This is a genomic window from Streptomyces arenae (assembly GCF_022343545.1).
In the GTDB taxonomy this organism is placed as follows: Bacteria; Actinomycetota; Actinomycetes; order Streptomycetales; family Streptomycetaceae; genus Streptomyces; species Streptomyces humi.
Genome location: NZ_JAKQYH010000030.1, coordinates 43,508 through 62,112, shown reverse-complemented (window position 1 = coordinate 62,112; position 18,605 = coordinate 43,508). Strand labels below are relative to the sequence as shown.

At 72.6% G+C, this 18,605-nt stretch carries 17 protein-coding genes; 11 read left to right on the top strand and 6 right to left on the bottom strand.

Features of this window, described 5'->3' with window-relative positions:
• Positions 1-269: 269 nt before the first annotated feature.
• The 4 genes from MB828_RS14750 (at position 270) to MB828_RS14735 (ending at position 4,542) form a co-directional block, all read left to right on the top strand.
• Positions 270-857, top strand: coding sequence for an Rv1733c family protein (locus MB828_RS14750; RefSeq protein WP_207920756.1), 588 nt, complete (start codon positions 270-272; stop codon positions 855-857).
• 520 nt (positions 858-1,377) lie between these two features.
• A complete protein-coding gene (locus tag MB828_RS14745; protein WP_133025111.1) occupies positions 1,378-2,346 on the top strand; it encodes an acetylxylan esterase in 969 nt (322 codons plus the stop codon).
• A gap of 126 nt (positions 2,347-2,472) precedes the next feature.
• Positions 2,473-3,639 (top strand): serine hydrolase domain-containing protein, encoded by a 1,167-nt coding sequence (locus MB828_RS14740; protein WP_301648536.1) that lies wholly within the window; start codon positions 2,473-2,475, stop codon positions 3,637-3,639.
• A gap of 159 nt (positions 3,640-3,798) precedes the next feature.
• Positions 3,799-4,542 (top strand): GntR family transcriptional regulator, encoded by a 744-nt coding sequence (locus MB828_RS14735; RefSeq protein ID WP_133025109.1) that lies wholly within the window; start codon positions 3,799-3,801, stop codon positions 4,540-4,542.
• Here MB828_RS14735 and MB828_RS14730 read toward each other — a convergent pair.
• The 6 genes from MB828_RS14730 to MB828_RS14705 all read right to left on the bottom strand — a co-directional run bounded on the left by MB828_RS14730 (position 4,520) and on the right by MB828_RS14705 (position 11,589).
• Positions 4,520-5,260 carry a class I SAM-dependent methyltransferase gene (locus MB828_RS14730; RefSeq protein WP_301648535.1) on the bottom strand — a complete coding sequence of 247 codons (741 nt, stop codon included), beginning with the start codon at positions 5,258-5,260 and terminating at the stop codon, positions 4,520-4,522. The two genes, MB828_RS14735 and MB828_RS14730, sit on opposite strands and share 23 nt — an antisense overlap.
• 79 nt (positions 5,261-5,339) lie before the next feature.
• On the bottom strand, positions 5,340-7,247 hold the full coding sequence (locus MB828_RS14725; protein ID WP_301648534.1) for a hypothetical protein: 1,908 nt from the start codon (positions 7,245-7,247) through the stop codon (positions 5,340-5,342).
• A gap of 296 nt (positions 7,248-7,543) precedes the next feature.
• Complete coding sequence (locus tag MB828_RS14720) at positions 7,544-8,305, bottom strand: SDR family NAD(P)-dependent oxidoreductase (protein ID WP_301648533.1); 762 nt, start codon at positions 8,303-8,305, stop codon at positions 7,544-7,546.
• On the bottom strand, positions 8,302-9,603 hold the full coding sequence (hisD, locus tag MB828_RS14715; RefSeq protein WP_301648532.1) for a histidinol dehydrogenase: 1,302 nt from the start codon (positions 9,601-9,603) through the stop codon (positions 8,302-8,304). The genes MB828_RS14720 and hisD overlap by 4 nt, the downstream gene beginning before the upstream one ends.
• Before the next feature lie 40 nt (positions 9,604-9,643).
• The gene (locus tag MB828_RS14710) at positions 9,644-10,579 is read right to left on the bottom strand and encodes a VOC family protein (RefSeq protein ID WP_301648531.1); all 936 of its coding nucleotides are present in this window, start codon (positions 10,577-10,579) and stop codon (positions 9,644-9,646) included.
• Positions 10,576-11,589 carry a fumarylacetoacetate hydrolase family protein gene (locus tag MB828_RS14705; protein ID WP_430381382.1) on the bottom strand — a complete coding sequence of 338 codons (1,014 nt, stop codon included), beginning with the start codon at positions 11,587-11,589 and terminating at the stop codon, positions 10,576-10,578. The genes MB828_RS14710 and MB828_RS14705 overlap by 4 nt, the downstream gene beginning before the upstream one ends.
• 147 nt (positions 11,590-11,736) lie before the next feature.
• Between MB828_RS14705 and MB828_RS14700 the strand changes: the two genes are divergently transcribed.
• The 7 genes from MB828_RS14700 to MB828_RS14670 all read left to right on the top strand — a co-directional run bounded on the left by MB828_RS14700 (position 11,737) and on the right by MB828_RS14670 (position 18,605).
• Positions 11,737-12,099: an antibiotic biosynthesis monooxygenase family protein gene (locus tag MB828_RS14700; protein WP_301648529.1), complete on the top strand. Its 363-nt coding sequence runs from the start codon at positions 11,737-11,739 to the stop codon at positions 12,097-12,099.
• Between the two features lie 64 nt (positions 12,100-12,163).
• Positions 12,164-13,288, top strand: a complete 1,125-nt coding sequence (locus tag MB828_RS14695; RefSeq protein WP_301648528.1) for an FAD-dependent monooxygenase — start codon at positions 12,164-12,166, stop codon at positions 13,286-13,288.
• On the top strand, positions 13,285-14,283 hold the full coding sequence (locus MB828_RS14690; protein ID WP_301648527.1) for an amidohydrolase family protein: 999 nt from the start codon (positions 13,285-13,287) through the stop codon (positions 14,281-14,283). Before MB828_RS14695 ends, MB828_RS14690 begins: the two co-directional genes overlap by 4 nt.
• Positions 14,283-15,098 carry a cyclase family protein gene (locus MB828_RS14685; protein ID WP_301648526.1) on the top strand — a complete coding sequence of 272 codons (816 nt, stop codon included), beginning with the start codon at positions 14,283-14,285 and terminating at the stop codon, positions 15,096-15,098. The genes MB828_RS14690 and MB828_RS14685 overlap by 1 nt, the downstream gene beginning before the upstream one ends.
• An 8-nt stretch (positions 15,099-15,106) precedes the next feature.
• Positions 15,107-16,477 (top strand): FAD-binding oxidoreductase, encoded by a 1,371-nt coding sequence (locus MB828_RS14680; RefSeq protein WP_301648525.1) that lies wholly within the window; start codon positions 15,107-15,109, stop codon positions 16,475-16,477.
• A 3-nt stretch (positions 16,478-16,480) separates the two neighbouring features.
• Positions 16,481-17,437: a fumarylacetoacetate hydrolase family protein gene (locus MB828_RS14675; protein WP_301648524.1), complete on the top strand. Its 957-nt coding sequence runs from the start codon at positions 16,481-16,483 to the stop codon at positions 17,435-17,437.
• A 184-nt stretch (positions 17,438-17,621) separates the two neighbouring features.
• The gene (locus tag MB828_RS14670; RefSeq protein WP_133025097.1) at positions 17,622-18,605 is read left to right on the top strand and encodes a LysR family transcriptional regulator; all 984 of its coding nucleotides are present in this window, start codon (positions 17,622-17,624) and stop codon (positions 18,603-18,605) included.

Below are 18,605 nucleotides of genomic sequence, written 5' to 3'. Positions count from 1 at the left end.
GGCGCCGGGGGCGAGGGCCGGGGCCAGGGGGCGGGGGCCGGGGGCCGGGGGCCCGTGCCGAGGGTCTGAATCACGGCAGTGGCGGGGCCTGCTGGGGCGCCTGCTCCTGCCGGTTCCGGCTGGTTTCGGTCGGAGCCGCCGAAGGAGTGCGCGCCGTACTCCGTACGGGGTACCAGACCCGTGTGGACGCTCGCGTGCGGGCGGGGCACGCTGGGAGCTGCGGACCGGCGGTCCGGCCCTTCGGCTCCTGTGGCGGCGAGGAGGTCGACATGCGTACCCGGGTGCACGGCTGGCGGTGGCGGCAGAACCCGCTGCGGCGCAGGTCGGACAGGGTGGAGGCGTGGATCGCGCTGGCCGTCGCGGTCCTCTTGGGCGTGGGTGCGCCCCTGGTCGGGTCGGTGGCCGGGCTGTGGGCCCACGACCGGGCGCGGGCGGTGGCGACGGCGGAGCGGGCCGAGCGGCACCGGGTCCGGGCGGTGGTCGTCGGCAACGCCCCGGAGCAGCTGCCGTCGATCCAGGGCGGCGATGCGGAGCACGCCTACCAGGCGGACGTGCGGTGGACCGAGCCCGGCAAGGGGACCCGGACCGCGCTGGCACGGGTGCCGGCCGGGACCAGGGGCGGTGACGTGGTGGACGTGTGGTTCGACCGGCGAGGGCACGGGGTGGCCCCGCCGCCGGACGAGGTCGCCGTCTGGCAGCACACGGTCACGGTGGGCCTGTGCGGGGCGGGCGGCGCGGCGGCCGTGGTGCTGGTGGGCCACGGCGTGGTCCGCCGGGTGGCGCTGCGCCACCGGCTCGCCGAGTGGGAACAGGAGTGGGCACGCACGGGCCCGGACTGGACCCGCGGCCGCACCTGAACCCGCAGGACCCGGGCCACCGTGAGAACCCCGGAGTCCCCCGCGTCCCCGCCACCCGAAGATCCCCGGCATCCTCCGCTGCCCAGAAGCCCCGGCGCCCCCCACCTCCCGAAAGGCCCCGGCGTGCCGCGCAGCCCGCAGCCCGCAGCCCGCAGCCCGCAGCCCGCAGCCCGCAGCCCAGCGTTCCCCGCCGCCCGGCTACCCTCCGCGCCGCGCAACCCGGAAAACCCGGAATGCCTCCCCTGGAGAACCCCTGTATTCAGCCGCGCCCGCAGCCGCCGTAGCCCGGTGGACCGGCCGGGGCGGGTGGGGCGGTGACCCGACCACCCGTCGTGGTCGGGGTGGTGCCGGGGGCTGCGGGTCGGGGGTCACGACGGGGGGTGCGGGGCCGTGACCAGTGGGTCGCCGCCAGGCGGGCCGGCTCGTCGTGGGTGCGGGCGTCGCGGGGGCCTGGCGAGTCGTCGGACCACCCACGTACGGTGTGATCATCCGCATACTCTCTTCACCAAGGCGGTTGTTGATGGCCCTGTTCGACCTTCCCCTCGACGAGTTGCGCGAACACCGCAGTGCGTCCGTGGCACCCGACGACTTCGACGCCTTCTGGGCCAAGACGCTCCAGGAGGCCCGCGCGCACGACCTCGACGCCCGCTTCGAGCCGGTCGACACCGGGCTGTCCACGGTCGACGTCTACGACGTGACGTTCGCCGGGTTCGGCGGCCACCCGGTCAAGGGCTGGCTGCGGCTGCCGGCCGGTGCCACCGAACCGCTGCCGCTGGTGGTGGAGTTCATCGGCTACGGCGGCGGACGCGGGCTGCCGCACGAGAACCTGCTGTGGGCGTCGACCGGCCGGGCGCACTTCGTGATGGACACCCGGGGCCAGGGCAGCGCCTGGGGCGGCGGTGGCGGCACCGCCGACCCGGTGGGCGGCGCTCCGTCGTACCCCGGGTTCATGACCCGCGGTGTCGACGCGCCCGAGAACTACTACTACCGGCGGGTGTACACGGACGCGGTCCGGGCGGTCGAGGCGGCACGCGCGCACCCGCTGACCGACGCGACGCGGACCGTGGTGCTCGGCGCCAGCCAGGGCGGCGGGATCACCATCGCGGTCGGCGGCCTGGTCCCCGACCTGGCCGCGGTCGCCCCCGACGTGCCGTTCCTGTGCGACTTCCCGCGCGCCACCACGCTGACGGACCGTCACCCGTACCGGGAGATCGGCCTGTTCCTGAAGACCCACCGCGGCCGTTCGGCCGATGTGCAGCGCACCCTCTCCTACTTCGACGGCGTGCACTTCGCGGCGCGCGGCCGGGCCCCGGCGCTGTTCTCGGCGGCCCTGGAGGACCAGACCTGCCCGCCGTCCACGGTGTTCGCGGCCTTCAACTCCTGGGCGCACGAGGACAAGGCGATCGAGGTGTACGACTTCAACGACCACGAGGGCGGCGGGCCGTACCACGAGGCGGCGAAGGTGCGCTGGCTGCGTTCGTACGTCTGAGCAGGCCGGAAGGCCGGCCGGGGTTCTTCGTCCGCGGCCTTCCCTCCGGTCCGACCAGTCGGTATGTTCGGGGTCGCCTGGGCCGCGGCGGCGCGGTCCGGGCTCCCGGCGTACGACGGAGGACCCATGTCCGAGCACGAGCCACAGGTCCAGGGCCACTGCGCACCGCGTTTCGCCGCGGTGCGGGAGGCGTTCGAGGAGAACTTCCGGGACCGCGAGGAGCTGGGTGCCGCCGTCGCGGTGACGGTCGGCGGCGAGACGGTGGTGGACCTGTGGGGCGGCTGGGCCGATCCGGCGCGCACCCGGCCGTGGGAGCGGGACACCGTGGTCAACGTCTGGTCCACGACGAAGGGGCCGGTGGCCCTGTGCGCGCACGTCCTGGCCGACCGGGGGCTGCTGGACCTCGACGCGCCGGTGGCCGACTACTGGCCCGAGTTCGCGGCGGCCGGCAAGGAGCGGGTCCTGGTGCGGCACCTGCTGTCGCACCGGGCCGGGCTGGCGGGCCTGCGGGAGCCGCACTCGTTCGAGGACCTCTACGACTGGGAGCTGACGACCGCGCGGCTGGCGGCGACGGAACCCTGGTGGGAGCCGGGGACGCGGTCCGGGTACCACGCGCTGACCTACGGTTTCCTGGTCGGCGAGGTGGTGCGGCGGGTCTCGGGGCTGCGGCCGGGGGCGTTCCTGGAGCGGGAGGTGACCGGGCCGCTGGGGATCGACTTCACCGTCGGGCTGCCGGAGAAGGAGTCCGAGCGGGCGGCGGAGCTGGTGCATCCACGGGTGGTGTCCGAGAGCGAACAGGCCGCGATCTTCAGCCAGTTGACGCCGGTGGCGATCGCGGCGCTGGCCAACCCGGCGGCGGGCGCCGCGGAGGCGAACACCCCGCGGTGGCGGGCCGCCGAGATCCCGGCGGCCAACGGGCACGGCACGGCCCGCGCGGTGGCGGCGCTGTACGGCGTCTTCGCGGGCCGCGGCGAGTACGGCGGCCTGCGGGTGCTGTCGCCCGAGGCGGCGGAGCGGGTGCGTGAGGGGCAGGGCAGCTGCCGTGACCTCGTTCTGGGGGCGGGTTTCGAGCACGAGACCGAGGTCGCGCTGGGGCTGTGGCTGAGCGGGGCGAACGGCTCGTACGGGCCGAATCCGCGGGCCTTCGGGCACGACGGCTTCGGCGGTTCCTGCGGGCTGGCCGACCCGGAGGCCGGGGTGTCGCTCGGGTACGTGATGAACCGCATGGGCGGCCGGATCGCCGACGACCCGCGGAAGACGGCCCTGGTCGACGCCGTCTACGCGAGCCTGTGAGGCCCACCGGGTTTCGGCCGAACCCGCCGGCCGCTCTTCCCTGATGGTTTAGACCAATGCTAGATGTGGTCGCGCACCGAACCCGCACGGCTACGTCTTGTCATCGAGGCCTGTCCGCAGGCCCGTTGGCGAAGCCTTGTCACCCACAGGAGGCGCGGCATGGCCCGCACCACCCCGCACGACCGTCCCGAGAGCGAAGCACAGCCGCTGTACTGGCGGATCGCGACACGACTGCTCGGTGAACTGCACGAGGGCACCATCCCGCCGGGGGAACGGCTGCCCTCGGAACGGGAGTTGGCACGGCACTTCGAGGTCAGCCGGGAGACCGTCCGGCAGGCGCTGGAGGTGCTGCGGCACAGCGGCCTGGTCGCCACCGACCGGCGTGGCAGTCACGCCACACTGCCTGGCCGGCCGGTGGAGAGCCCGGTCTCCCTGGCCTTCCCGGTGGGTGCCGGGACCACGGACCACGGCGCGGCCGACCGGGCCACGGTGACCTGGGAGGAGCCGCCGCCGGAGCACGCGGCGGCGCTGGGGCTGGCCCCGCACCGGCCGACCCTGGTGCACCGCTACGAGTCCGCCTCGCCCGACGGCCGGCCCCTGCGCACCGCCGTGACCTCGTTCTCGGTGGTGGCCCTGAACGAGGTCGAGGAGCTGGGCCGCTACCGGGACCGGGCGGACGGCGCCGCCGCCGCACAGCTGCGCCGGGCCTACGACTGGATGCGCAAGGCCGGCCTGGCCCTGCACCACCGGGACTCGATCACCCAGGTCGCGGACGCGGCCACGGTCCGGGTGACCCGCCGGGTGCACGACCAGTACGCCCGTCCGCTGGAGATCACCGATCTGGTGGTGGACGCCCAGCAGGACACGCTGGTCTACGAGTTCACGGTGCCGGCGGCGCGGTGACCCGGGTGGCCGTCACCAGGCGGGCCCGGGGGCTGCCGTCGTCGCGTGCGCCGAACCCGGGCAGCGCGTACAGGTCCACCGTGAATCCCGCCCGCTCCAGGTCCCGCAGCACCGCCCCGAGCCGGAAGGCCCGGTAGTACATGACGAACGGCGGCCGCCACAGGGCGTTGCGCACCCGCATCACGGCGTCGAAGCCGAGCAGCATCCAGAATCCGGGGCCGGTGGGGCGGGGCGGGGCGAGCACGGGGAAGGCGAAGGTGCCGCCGGGCCGCAGCGCCGAGTGGACCCGGCCGAAGAGACCGGGCAGTTCCCGGGGCAGGAAGTGCCCGAACGCACCGAAGCTGACGACCAGGTCGAAGGCGGCTTCGAACGGCAGGGCCCGGGCGTCGGCCTGCACCCAGCTCACGGCGGGGCCGTCGGGCGGGGGCAGGCGCCGGGCGACGTCGAGCATGCCGGCGCTGAAGTCGACGCCGGTGACGCTGGTCCGGCACACCCGGGCCAGCACGTCCATACCGGCGCCGGTGCCGCAGCACAGGTCCAGGCCGTCCTCGAAGGGGCCGAGCGGGGTGAGCGCCTCGGCGACCGCCTCCAGCACCGGATCCGGGGTCCGGAAGGGGGTGTGGTCGAACTTCGGGGCCAGCAGGTCGTAGCCGCGCTCGACCGAGGACAGGGCCTGCACGGCGAGTTCTCGGAGACTCGGTCCTTCGGGGCTGAACATCCGGCCAGCCTACGGGAGCAGCCGGCGCCGGACACGGCGGAGGCGCGGCCCGCGTACGGGACCGCGCCTCCGCCGGGACTCACGCCACGGTGAGCGTGAGGGCCCCCGTGTAGGTGGAGCCGGCGGTGATGGCCGTCTCCGTGCCGTCGACCGTCAGCTTCACGGACCTGCCGCGCGGCGCGGTCACCGAGGCGTCGGCGGCGAGGGTGAGGCTGGTCAGGTACGACGTTCCGGTGACCGTCCAGGTCGAGCCGCTGTTCAGCCGGACGACCACCCCGTTGTTGACGGCGGCCTGCACGGTGTTGGTGACGATGCCGAGCTCGTAGAAGGTGGACGCGTCGATCGAGGACACCCGGTGCTTGGTCCTGGTGGCCGAGATGACGCCCTCGACGGTGGAGCCCTCGAAGGTGAGGACCATGTTCTTGCCGCCCCGCATGCCGTTGTAGAAGTCACCCTTCAGCTTGATGGAGCTGAAGGTGGCGGCGCCGTCGGTGGAGTGGACGGCGGTGACGTCGAAGGAGGAGTTCTTGGCGGGGTCGGTGGTGGGCTCGGTGTAGACGCCGACGTTCATCATCTTGCCGTTGACGGGGACCGGGCCCGGGTCGTCCAGCTCGATCATCTGCAGGATGACGCCGTCGCGCGGGTTGAGGCGGGCGCCCTGCGAGCCGTCGACCTTGATGGTGGTCTGCTGGCCCTTGTTGAGGAAGGTGGCCCGCTCGGAGTTGATGACGGTGCCGCCGTCCAGGGTGAGTTGGCCGGCGCCGAAGAACATGTAGCCGAAGTGGCCGGAGTTGACCACGGTGTTGCGCTCCGGGATGCTCCGCAGTTCGGCGTTGGAGAGGCCGAGTGCCAGCTCGGTGTTGAGGGCCGCGACGGCGTCGCGGGTGCTGTCGCCGTAGTGCACGACCGCCGCGGGACCCGCGATGATCGTCGCGTAGGAGCCCACGTCGAAGCGGGAGCCGAGCACGCGGACGGTGGCGTCGCCGATGGCGTAGGTGCCGTAGCCGTAGTCGCCGGTGTTGCCGACGTGGCTGTTGATCGCGGTCAGCTTCAGGCCGCTGCCGCCCTCGACCGACAGCGCGCCCCAGGTCTCCGAGAACACGGTGGAGTTGAGGTAGGTGGCGACGCTGTTCTTGCCGATGAGGTTGGTGGCGCGGACGTTGCCGTCGAGGCCCAGCATCCAGGGCACGGACTCCATGTACGGGGTCTCGACGGTGGCCTGGTAGTCGGCGGGCAGGACGCCGTTGCGGGCGCGCAGGAAGGAGTCCTTGACGAGGACGTTGGCGCCGCCGTTGGCGATGACCGTCGTGCGGACCACGCCCGTGTTGCTGACTCGGGCGCCGTCCACGACCAGCTTGGTCGAGGAGCCGTCGCCGACCACGGCGGCGCCGTACCCGGCGAAGTCCGAACGGCCGTTGCCGGTGAAGTTGATCGTCGCGCCCTGGAGGGTGTAGCTGCCGCTCTCGACGTAGACGCCGTTGAAGCACTCGCCGGTGGAGGTGATCGAGACGCCCCGGGCGGCGGCGTCGGTGACCTTGCCGCCGCGGACGGCGGAGAGCACGGACTTGGCGGAGTCGACGCCGGACGAGCCGACGTACAGGGCCTGCCGGAAGGGGAAGGTCAGGGTCTCGTAGGTGACGTCGTTGGACCCGGCGACCGTGAGGACGACGTCACCGCGGTAGGTGCCGGCCTGGATGAGGGTCGCGGTCCCACCGGTCGCGGTGAGCAGCTGGCCGGTCTCCACGCCGTCGACGGTCAGGCTGATGTCGTACCCGTCCGGAGCGACGATCCGGCCGCCCTCGCCGATGGTGAGCCGGCTGACCCGGGCGGTGGCGGCGAGTTCGTACGTCTCCCCCGCGGCGACCGAGATCGTCCTGCCGGCCGCCTTCGGCGCGGCGGTGGCGGTGCCGGAGGCGGCCGGGACGAGCACGGCCGCTGCTGTGGCGGAACCAGCGATCAGGAACGAGCGTCGGGATGTCAGCGTCATTGCAGGCCTTTCCACGGGTGGAGTGCGCCGTCGCGCAGAGTCACGAGTCGCCGGTCGAAGCCGGGGCGACAAAGGCACCTGGGGTGCGCAGGTCGGAGTGAACCAGCCTGGACAGAGGCAGGACAGGCGTTGCGCACACGCATCCCGGAACCCGATGGCTTCGATCGCGGGGCCCACTTCATGGCGACTACACAGAGTTGCCACAGCGCATGCCGGTGGGCACGCACGACGGCGAGGCGGACGGCCCGCATGCCGTCCGCCTCGCCGTGTCCCGGCAGGCGCGCTACGCCGGTGCGCTACGCCGGGGCGATCATCCCCGCCGACAGGTCGATGTCCGCCCCGCACAGTCCCGGCATCGCGAGCAGGGCGACCAGTGCCCGCGCGACCTCGTCCTCCTCGACCAGCCGGCCGAGCGCGGCGCGGGAGGCGAAGTCCCGTTCCGCCTCCTCGACGGTGCAGCCGGTGAGTTCGGCGGTGAGGCGGAAGTTGCGGTCCATGCGAGGCCCCCGGACCGGGCCCGGGGACAGAGAGTTGACCGCGACACCCCGCGGGCCGACCTCGCCGGCCAGGGTCCGGGTGAGGCCGATCAGCGCCATCTTGGACGCCGTGTACGGCGTCCGGTTGAGCAGCGGGCGCTTGCCGCTGACCGAGGCGACGTTGACGATGTCACCCCGTCCGGCGGCCAGCATGGGCGGCAGGAACGCCCGGCACATCAGGTAGACACCACGTACGTTGGCGGCGAACACGTCGTCCCACTCGTCGGGTTCGATGTCGACCAGGGGGCGCACCGGGCCCGCCACGCCCGCGTTGTTGACGAGCAACGACACGTCCTCGTCGGCGAGTCCGTCGGCCAGGGCGCGTACGGAGGCCGGGTCGGAGACGTCGCAGACGGCCGTGCGGGCCGCATCGCCCACCTCGGCGGCCGCCTCGGTGAGGGCCCGCTCGTTCCGGCCGGTCAGGACGACCCGGGCCCCGGCGGCGGCGAGCGCCTGCGCGAAGGCCCGGCCCAGCGGTCCGCCCCCGCCGGTGACCAGAGCCGTACGGCCTTGCAGGGTCACGCCTTGTTCCAGGGCAACTCGTCGCCGGCCGCCTTCGCGGCCCGTACGTCACCGGAGCGGGCGTGGCCCTCGAACAGCTCGACCCGGGACGCGCGTCCGCACAGCCGCCCGAGCAGGGCCTGCGAGGCGGTGTCGGTGACCTCCTGGTAGGTGACCGTCTTCAGGTACTTCCCCACCCACAGACCGCCGGTGTAGCGGGCGGCCCCACGTGTGGGCAGCACATGGTTCGTCCCGATGACCTTGTCGCCGAAGGACACGCAGGTGCCCTCGCCGAGGAAGAGGGCGCCGTACTGGGTCATCCGTTCCAGGGCGAGACGCGGCTCGGCGGTCAGCACCTCGACGTGTTCGAAGGCGAAGGCGTCGGCGAGTTCGTACAGTTCGTCGGTCGAGTCGACGACGTGCACCTGGCCGTGGTCGCGCCAGGCGGGTTCCGCGTAGTCACGGGTGGGCATGGCGGGCAGGATGCGCTCGACCTCGGCGATGGTCCGCTCGGCGACCTCGCGGGAGGTGGTGATCAGGACCGCCGGGGAGTCCGGGCCGTGCTCGGCCTGGGAGAGCAGGTCGACGGCGCAGACGAACGGGTCGGCCTGCTCGTCGGCGAGGACGAGGATCTCGGTGGGTCCTGCGAACAGGTCGATGCCGATCTCGCCGAACAGCTGCCGCTTGGCCTCGGCGACATAGGCGTTGCCGGGCCCGGCGATCAGGTTGACGGGCTCCATGGTGTCGGTGCCGACGGCCATCGCGGCGACCGCCTGGACGCCGCCGAGCAGCCAGATCTCGTCGGCGCCCGCGAGGTGCATGGCGGCGACGGTGGCGGCGGGGATCTCACCGTGGATGGGCGGGGTGCAGGCGACCACGCGCGGTACGCCGGCCACCTTGGCGGTGACGATGGTCATGTGGGCGGAGGCGGTGAGCGGGTAACGGCCGCCGGGGATGTAGGCGCCGGCCGCCTGCACCGGGACGTGCTTCTGGCCGAGCTTCACACCGGGCAGCGTCTCCACCTCGAACTCGCCCATGGAGGCGAGCTGGTGGCGGGCGAAGGTGCGGACCTGTTCCTGGACGAACGTGATGTCGTCGATGACCTGCCGGGGCACCGAGGCGACGATCTTCTCGACCTCCTCGGCGCTCAGCCGGAAGGAGCCGGGGCTCCAGTTGTCGAACTTCTCGGAGTACTCGCGGACGGCCGCGTCACCGCGTTCGCGGATGTCCGCGATGACACCGGCCACCGTCTCGCGCACCTGCCCGAGGGAGGCGGCCACCTCGGACTTGGGCACGGCGTGCTTGAGGATCTCTGCCACGACTGCGGCCTTTCTTCGGGTCTTCAGGGGATCGGCGGGTTCAGACGGGGGGTGCTTCGAAGAGCACGTCGGGGTCGTTGAACTGCTCCTTGGCGACCGACTCGCTCATCGGGTCGGCGGTGCCCCACTGGTCCTGGGTGACCGGGTCGGCCACGTCGTGCCGGCCGGGGTGCCACAGGTCCTCCTCCAGGACGGCGAGTTCGGTGGTGTACTCGACGGTGTTGCCGTGCGGGTCGTGGAAGTACGAGAAGGTGTTGTCGCCCGCCAGGTGGCGTCCCGGGCCCCAGGTGAGCCGGGTCCCGGCGCGCAGCGCACGGCCGGTGCCGCGCATGTACTCCTCCACCCCGCGCATCTCGAACGAGGCGTGGTGCAGCGACACGTGGGGGCCGCGCGCGATGGCGAAGGAGTGGTGCAGCGGACTGCACCGCAGGAAGTACATGAGGTCACCCATGTGCGTGGAGTACAGGGTGTCGGTGAGGCGGAACCCGAGGTGCTGGATGTAGAAGTCCCGCAGCCCCTCCGGGTCCTGGGAGTTGACCACGCAGTGGGAGAGCCGCACCGGGACGGCCTCGCGCTCCTCGATCCTGCGGTGGGCGCGGGTGGACACGTCCGCGGAGACCTCCACGACCCGGCCGTCCGGGTCGAAGAAGCGCAGCCCGTACCCGCCGCCGGGGGTGTCCAGCGCCCGGGGCTCGTGGATGATCCGCACCCCGGCCCGGCCCAGCCGCACCGCCAGTTCGTCGACCGCCGTGGCGGACACCGCCCCGAAGGCGACCAGGTCCATCCGTTTCCGTTCGTCCTTGCGGATCCGGACGATGTACTGCTCGGGGCTGCCCTCGGCGGCGAAGAACGCGAGGCCACTGTCGTTCGCGACCTCGGTCAGCCCCCAGGTGGTGCCGTAGAAGGCCCGCTGGGTGTCGAAGTCCGGTACGGCCAGGTCGACATGGCGCAGATGGCTGATGGGCTGGAAGGTCATGCGTGGCTCCTGACGGTGTTGCGCTGGTGGCCGAGGCCGGTGATCTCGGCATCGATGACGTCACCGGGTTGGAGGAAGACCCCCCAGTGCGCGCCGTTGCCGGCCGGGGATCCGGTGAGCAGCAGGTCGCCGGGGCGCAGGGTGGTGGTCGTGGAGGCGTAGGCGATCAGCCGCGGGATATCGAAGATCATGTCCTTGGTGGACTCGTCCTGCCGGACCACTCCGTTGTGCCGCAGGGTGATCCGCAGGTCGCCCGGGTCGCCGACGAAGTCCGCGGGGACGAGGAAGGGCCCGGTCGGCAGGAAGGTGTCGGCGTTCTTGGCGGTGAACCAGTCGGTGCCGATGGCCTTGAGGTCGGGGCGGTACAGCCGGTCGCGGGTGGTCAGGTCGTTGCTGATCGTGTAGGCGGCGACGTACGACATGGCGTCCTCGGCCGGGATGTCCTTGCCCGATCTGCCGATGACCAGGGCCAGTTCGAGCTCCCAGTCGTGCTGTTCGCCGAGTGCGGGCAGCACGATGTCGTCGTACGGTCCGCACAGGGCGCGCGGTGAGCCGAGGAAGATGTACGGGACCCCGCTCCGGATCCGCTCGTCCATCATCTTCTCGGCGTCGGCGCGGGCCTCCTGCGGGGTGGCGCCGTGCACGCTCGCCTTCTCGCTGGCGACGATGTCGACCACGTGCTTGCGGTAGTTGGCGCCGCTCTGCAGGATCTGGCCCGGCTCGATCGGTGTCAGGACCCGCAGGTCCGCGAGGTCGTGCCAGGTGCCGTCGGCGGAGGCGGCCAGCTCGTGCAGCCGGGGCAGCCAGGCGTCCCAGTCCTCGAACAGTTCGCGCACCGACTCGGCCTGGTCGGAGAGGTCGCGGACCCGCGGGCCGGCGACCAGGCCGGGGAAGGCGGCTGCGCCACCGTGGAAGGTGCCGAGCGCGAAGGGTCCGGCATGCAAGGGGGAAGGTTCGGGCACGGGCGGCTCTCCTCGTACGGGTGGGGGCTCGCCTTCGACGCTAGGCATCGCGCGCGGTCGGCGGAAATGGCCGTTCGCGATGGCTGCCATCACCGGCGGTCCCGGCCCCGGCCTGGAGATATGCGGCGGTGGCGGGCGGACGGCTCCATCGCCGTCGGGGATGGATGACGTCCCCCTTGCCGATGACTCGATCCGTTGACCCTGCACGTACCGCCGACCAGGCTCGGAGCACCCCACCCCGAGGAGTACGCCGTGGTCGTCGAGCATGCCGAGCTGACCGTAGAGGCCGGTCGTGAGCAGGAGTTCCAGGAGGTGTTCGGCAAGGCCCGCGAGGTGCTCGCCGGGGCCGACGGGTTCCGCTGGGCCGAGTTGCTGAGCTGCGTCGAGCGCCCCCGGGTCTTCCTGCTGCTCGTCGGCTGGGACTCGGTCGAGGCGCACACGGCCGGCTTCAGGGAGTCCGAGCGGTTCGCCCGCTGGCGGGCCCTGGTCGGGCCGTTCTTCGCCGCCCCGCCGGCCGTGGAGCACTACCGCGAGCTGGGCGACCGCTTCACCGGCTGACAGCCGCCGCGTCCCGGCCGGCCGGCCCCCACCTGTCTGTCTTTCTACTTCGCAAGGATCGCCCATGCCCGTGAACAAGGTGCTCGTCGTCGGTGGCGGCATCACCGGAAGCGTGCTGTGTCTCGCCCTCGCCCAGCGCGGGGTCGAGGCGGAGCTCGTCGAGATCTCGCCCCAGTGGTTCGGGGTGGGTCATGGCATCACCATTCAGGGCAACGCGCTCAAGGCGCTGCGTTCGGTCGGTGTGCTGGACCGGGTGCTGGCCCGGGCGGTGCCGTTCGACCACATGCGGCTGCGCCGGGCGGACGGCGGTCTGATCACCGAGCTGGAGACCCCGCACACCGGGGGTGCGGACCTGCCGTCCACGGCGGGCGCGCTCCGCTCCGACCTTCAGGACGCGCTGTGCGACGCGGTGCACGCGCACGGCGTCCGGGTGCGTCTGGGTCTGAGCGTCGACCGCCTCGACCAGTCGCCGGACCATGTGGACGTCACCTTCACCGACGGCTCCGCCGGCCGCTACGACCTGGTGGTGGGCGCCGACGGCATCAACTCGGCGATGCGGGCGCGCATCGGCATCACGGCGCGGCCCCGGCCGGTCGGCATGTCGATCTTCCGGGTGGTGGCCCGGCGCCCCGCCGAGATGGACTGCGCCGAGGTGTACTACGGCGGGCCGCGGTACAAGGCCGGCTACAGCCCGATATCCGACGACCAGTGTTACGCGTACCTCCTCGACGAGAACCTGGACGCCTCGCTGATCGGTCCGCGCGCCTCGCTGGACCTGATGCGGGAGCGCGGCGCGGGCTACGGCGGCACCTGGGGGAGGATCCTCGCCGGGCTGCCGGACGACACGGCGGTGGACTACCGCTGGATCGAGGCGGTGCTGGTGGACGAGCCGTGGCACCGGGGCCGGGCGGTGGTGATCGGTGACGCGGCGCACGCCTGTCCGCCGCTGATCGCGCAGGGTGCCGCGATGTGCATGGAGGACGCGGTGCTGCTGGCTGACCTGGTCACCGCCGACGCGCCGGTGGCGGTGGCGCTGGAGCGGTTCATGGCCCGGCGGTTGCCGCGGGTGCGGATGGTGCTGGACAACTCGCTGCGGCTCGCCGAGTGGGAGATCCACCCGGACACCCCGGGTGCCGACCCGGCGCGGATCATGTCGGAGACGCTCGCCTCGCTGACGGCCGCCGCATGAGCGCGCCCGTCGTCGACTTCCACGGCCATCTCGCGGTCCCGGAGGCCGACGCGCTGGTCGCGGGCACCGGGGGTCTCGCGGCGGAGCTGGCCGCCGAGCAGCGCGCCCACTCGCCGGCGTCACTGGCCGCGAACCGCGCCCAACTCCGGCGTCTGGGAGGGAAGCTGACGGACGTCGGGGCCCGGCTCGCCGACCTGGACGCGATGGGTGTGGACATCCAGGTGGTGGGCCCGATGCCCATGCACCACTACTGGGCGGGCCCCGGGCTCGCGGTGCGGCTGGCCCGGACCGTCAACGAGGCGGTGGCCGGGCACCGGGCCGCCGCGCCCGGGCGGCTGCACGGCCTGGGCACGGTCCCGCTCCAGCACCCGGACCTCGCCGTCGCCCTGCTGGACGACGCGGTCACCGAACTCGGCCTGTCCGGGATCAGCGTCTCCACCAGCGTCGAGGGCCGCGAGCTGGCGGACCCGGCGCACGACCAGGTCTGGCAGAAGGCGGAGGAACTGGGCGCGGTGGTGTTCGTGCACCCCTGGGGCTGTTCACTGGGTGACCGGCTCGCCTCGCACTATCTGGGCAACACGGTCGGCCAGCCCACCGAGACCACGGTCGCGCTCTCGCATCTGATCTTCTCCGGGGTGCTGGACCGCTTCCCCCGGCTGAAGCTGGTAGCCGCGCACGGCGGCGGCTACCTGCCGACGTACGCCGGCCGCTCGGACCACGCCTGGCGGGTACGGCCGGACGCGCGCGGCTGTGCCGAACCGCCGAGTTCGTACCTGCGGCGGATGTGGTTCGACGCGCTCGTCTACACCCCGCGTGCGCTGCGCCATCTGGTCGAGGAGGTGGGCGCGGACCGGGTGGTGCTCGGCACCGACCACCCCTTCGACATGGGGGTGACCGACCCGGTGGCGCGGCTGGACGCGGCCGGTCTCGATCCCGCCGACCGGGACGCGATCGCCGGGGGCAACGCCCTCGGCCTGCTGAAAGGACACCCGTGATGCCCCCCACCCCTCTCGGTCCCGTCGAGGAGGAGCTCGCCAAGGCCCGGGCCGCGTACCGCAACCGGGGCCGCTGGGGCGAGGACGACGTGCTGGGCACGCTCAACTTCGTCGACGACGCGATCCGCGCGCACGCCGCGAGTCTGGTCCGGCGCGGCCGTTGCTTCTCGCTGGCCGCGAGCACCCGGGGTCTCCCGCCCCGTTCGGGTGGCGGGCGGGACCAGGCCGTGGCGGAGCCGCGGCCGTCCACCCGGTGGAGCACGGCCGTGACCGGTGCCGAGCGGCTGCGGGACGCCTTTACCGGCCGCGGGGTACTCCTCGACGTCGGCCGGGCGTTCGGTGACGCGCACGGTGAACTCCCCGACGGTTTCCCGGTCCTGGAGGAGCACCTGCGTGACACCGCCGAGGCGCAGGGCGCCACGTCGAGTGTGCGCCGCGGTGACATCGTCCTGGTCCGCACCGGCCGGCTGGGCCGGGTGCGGCGGCTGGGCGAGTGGGGCGGGTACGCCGACGGGGACGCGCCGGGTCTGTCCTTCACGACCCTGGGCTGGCTGCACCGCACGGAGATCGCGGCCGTCGCCACCGACACCTGGGGCGTGGAGGTGCGGCCGGACGAGTTCGCCGGGCCGGCCGGGTCGCCGCTGCACCGGGTCGCCGTCCCGGACATGGGTCTGCCGCTGGGCGGGATGTGGGACCTGGAGGCGCTCGCGGAGGACTGCGCGGCCGACGGTGTCCATGAGTTCCTGCTGGTCGCCGCGCCCCTGCCGGTCAGCGGCGCGGCCGATGTCCCTGTCAACCCCATCGCAGTCAAGTGAGTCCGCACGTGAACACGAACCGTTTCTCCGGCACCCTGCACCTTCCCGGCGACGAGGACTTCGAGGAGGCGGTGTACGGGCGTGTCTTCAACGCCCGCCGTCCGGCCGACCGGGTCCCCGCCGCCGTCCTGAGGGCGGTCACCGAACAGGACGTCGTCGAGGGCGTCCGGCTCGCCCTGGAGCGGGGCTGGCAGGTCGCCGTGCGCTCCGGCGGCCACAGCTGGGCCGCCTGGTCGGTGCGCCGGGAGGCGCTGCTGATCGACCTCGGCGGTTTCCGCGAGATGGCGTACGACGAGACGACCGGGATCGTGACGGCCACCCCCAGCGTCAAGGGCGGCGACGAACTCAACCCGTATCTCGGTGGGTTCGGGCGGTTCTTCAACGGCGGGCACTGCCCGTCCGTCGGCATCGGCGGTTTCCTGCTCCAGGGCGGCCAGGGCTGGAACGCGCGCGGCTGGGGGTGGGCCGCCGAGAACATCGTGGCGATCGACGTGGTCACGGCGGACGGCGAGCTGGTGCGGGCGGACGAGACGGACCACAGCGACCTGTTCTGGGCGGCGCGCGGCGCGGGCCCCGGTTTCTTCGGCGTGGTCACCCGCTTCCACCTGCGGACCCGGCCGTTGCCGAAGCACCTGGCGCACACCGTGCACGGCTATCCGCTGGACCTCTTCGACGAGGTCATGACCTGGCTGCACGACACCCACCACACGGTCGGCGACCTGGTGGAGATCGTCGCCCTCACCCAGACCCCGCCGGATCTCGACGAGCCGGTGCTGCTGGTCACCGGGGTCTCGATGACGGACACCCCCGAGGAGGCGGCGAAGGCGCTCGCGCCCCTGCACGCCAACCCGTACGCCGACCGCGCGCTGTTCCGGGTGGAGGCACGACCGACGACGCTCGCCGAGCAGTTGGCGGGCCAGCGCACCGCCAACCCGGAGGGTCACCGGTACCTCGTCGACAACGCGTGGCTGACCGGCACCGCCGAGGAGGTGGTCCCGGCGATCCGGAAGGCGTTCACCGCGCATCCGACCCGGGGGACCTTCACCATCTGGTTCTCGATGGCCCCGCTGCGGCAACTGCCCGACATGGCCTTCTCGTTGCAGTCGGAGATCTACTGCGCCAGTTACGTGGTGTACGACGATCCCGCGCGGGACGCGGAGCTGCGCGGCTGGCTGGACTCGGCCATGGCGGCGATGGAGCCGGTGACCGTCGGCCAGTACCTGGGCGATTCCGACTTCACGGTGCGGCAGTTGAGGTTCATGGGGGACGAGCAGTGGCGGCGGCTGAACGGGATCCGGGCCGTGCGTGACCCCAAGGGCGTGTTCGCCGGCCACCTGAGCGCCGGGACCGTCACCAACACCAACCACTGGGAGCAGTGAGCCATGCGTTTCGCGACGTACGAGCACGAGGGCGAGGAGCGCGCCGGTGTGGTGCGGGACGGGGTGATCCATCCGCTGCCCGCGGGGGTGAGCCTGCTGTCGCTGGTGGAGGCGGGGACGCTGGACGCGGCGGGCGTGGCGGCCCTGGACGGGCCGGGTGGGCCGGCCGTGGCCCGGGTGCGGCTGCTGCCGCCGCTGAAGCCGCCGTCGATCCGGGACTTCGTCGGTTTCGAGGCGCACATCGAGGGGGTGTCCAAGTCGCTGGACGGTCTGGAGCACGTGCCCGAGGAGTGGTACCGGGCGCCCAACTTCTACTTCACCAACCCCCATGCGGCCTACGGCGCCCACGACGACGTGCCGGTTCCGGCGGGCTGCTCGGTGCTCGACTTCGAACTGGAGGTCGGCGCGGTGATCGGCCGGGCCGGCCGGGACCTCACTCCCGAGGAGGCCGGGGACCGCATCGTCGGGTACCTGGTCTTCAACGACTGGTCGGCCCGTGATCTCCAGAAGCCGGAGAAGAACCTCGGCCTGGGCTTCTCCAAGGGCAAGGACTTCGCCAACACGCTCGGCCCCTGCCTGGTGACCGCCGACGAGGTGGCGGACCGGCGGGATCCGGACGGCTTCCTGGACCTGGAGATGACCGTCACCCTGAACGGGCGGCTGATCGGCCGGGACACCCTCGCGAACGCCTCCTGGACCTTCGAGGAGATGATCGCCTACGCCAGCCGGGACGCCTGGGTGCGCCCCGGGGACATCCTGGGCTCGGGGACCTGCGGCTGGGGCGCCCTGGCGGAGTTCTGGGGGCGGGCCGGGGAGCGCGTCCCGCCGCCGCTGAAGCCCGGCGACGAGGTCACGCTGACCGTGGAGAGGCTCGGCACGGTGTCCAACAGGATCGTGCCCGGACGGGCGGACGCCTATCTTCCGCGGGCCCGCAAGAGGGGCCGCACGCCCCGCCCGTAGCATCCGGAGCTGTGGCGGCCCTGTGTCTCGCGCAGGGCCGCCACCTGCGTGTATCCGGGGCTTCAATGGCTGTCATCACATCTTCCTGAGAGTGTGGCGGCCCCCCTTCCTCGACCGCCGTCCGCTCGTTAACCTCGCGTTTCACCGAAGCTTCAAGGACGTGGCCGGCCGGAAGGGGACATCCGTGGGTCTCGGAGCGATCGATCTCAATCTTCTGGTGGCGCTGGAAGCACTCCTGGAGGAGAAGAACGTCACCCACGCGGGTGTCCGTCTCTCCACCAGCCAGTCGGCGATGAGCGGCTCGCTGGCCCGGCTGCGCCGGCACTTCAACGACGAGCTGCTGATCCGGGTGGGCCGGGAGTACGAGCTGACACCGCTCGCGGAGCGGCTGCTACCGGTCGTCCAGGCCTCGCTGCAGAAGGCCGAGGAGGCGTTGTCGCTCACCCGGCACTTCGATCCGGGGCGCAGCCGCCAGCGGTTCTCCGTGGTCATGTCGGACTACGTGATGACGGTGTTCGTGGAGCCGCTGCTGCGGGTGATCGCCGCCGAGGCGCCCGGTGTCCGGATCGACTTCCACCCGATCGTCGACGGCCAGCTGGAGACCGAGACGCATCTGCGCTGCCACGACCTGATGATCGTGCCGCTCGGCTACCAGCTGCCCGGGGTGAGCGAGGCCGTGATGCACGACCGGTTCGTGTGCATCGTCGACCCGGACAACCCGCGGCTGGTGGACGGCCGGCTCACCCTGCGGGACCTGGCGGAGATGCCGCACGCGGCCTGCGCCATCGGCAAGAGCCACACCCCGGCCGAGCGCCAGCTGGAGACCCTGGGGATCTCCCCGAAGGTGCAGGTCAGCACGCCTGGCTTCAGTGTGCTGCCGTTCCTGGTGAGCGGCACGGACCTGGTGGCGATGGTCCCGGAGCGGCTGGCGCGGCGCTACGAGGACTTCGCGCGCTGTGCGGTCGTACCGGCGCCGTTCCCCGACGTGCCGCTGGTGGAGGCCATGTACTGGCACCACAACCGGCACGCCGACCCGGCGCACCGCTGGCTGCGGGACACCGTGCGCCGGGTCGGGACGGCGCTCGGGGAGGAGGCGCAGCTGGAGATCGCCGGGGCGGATGCCAGCCATCCGGAGAGCGCGTTTCCGGAGCTGTCCGCGGCTTCCTAG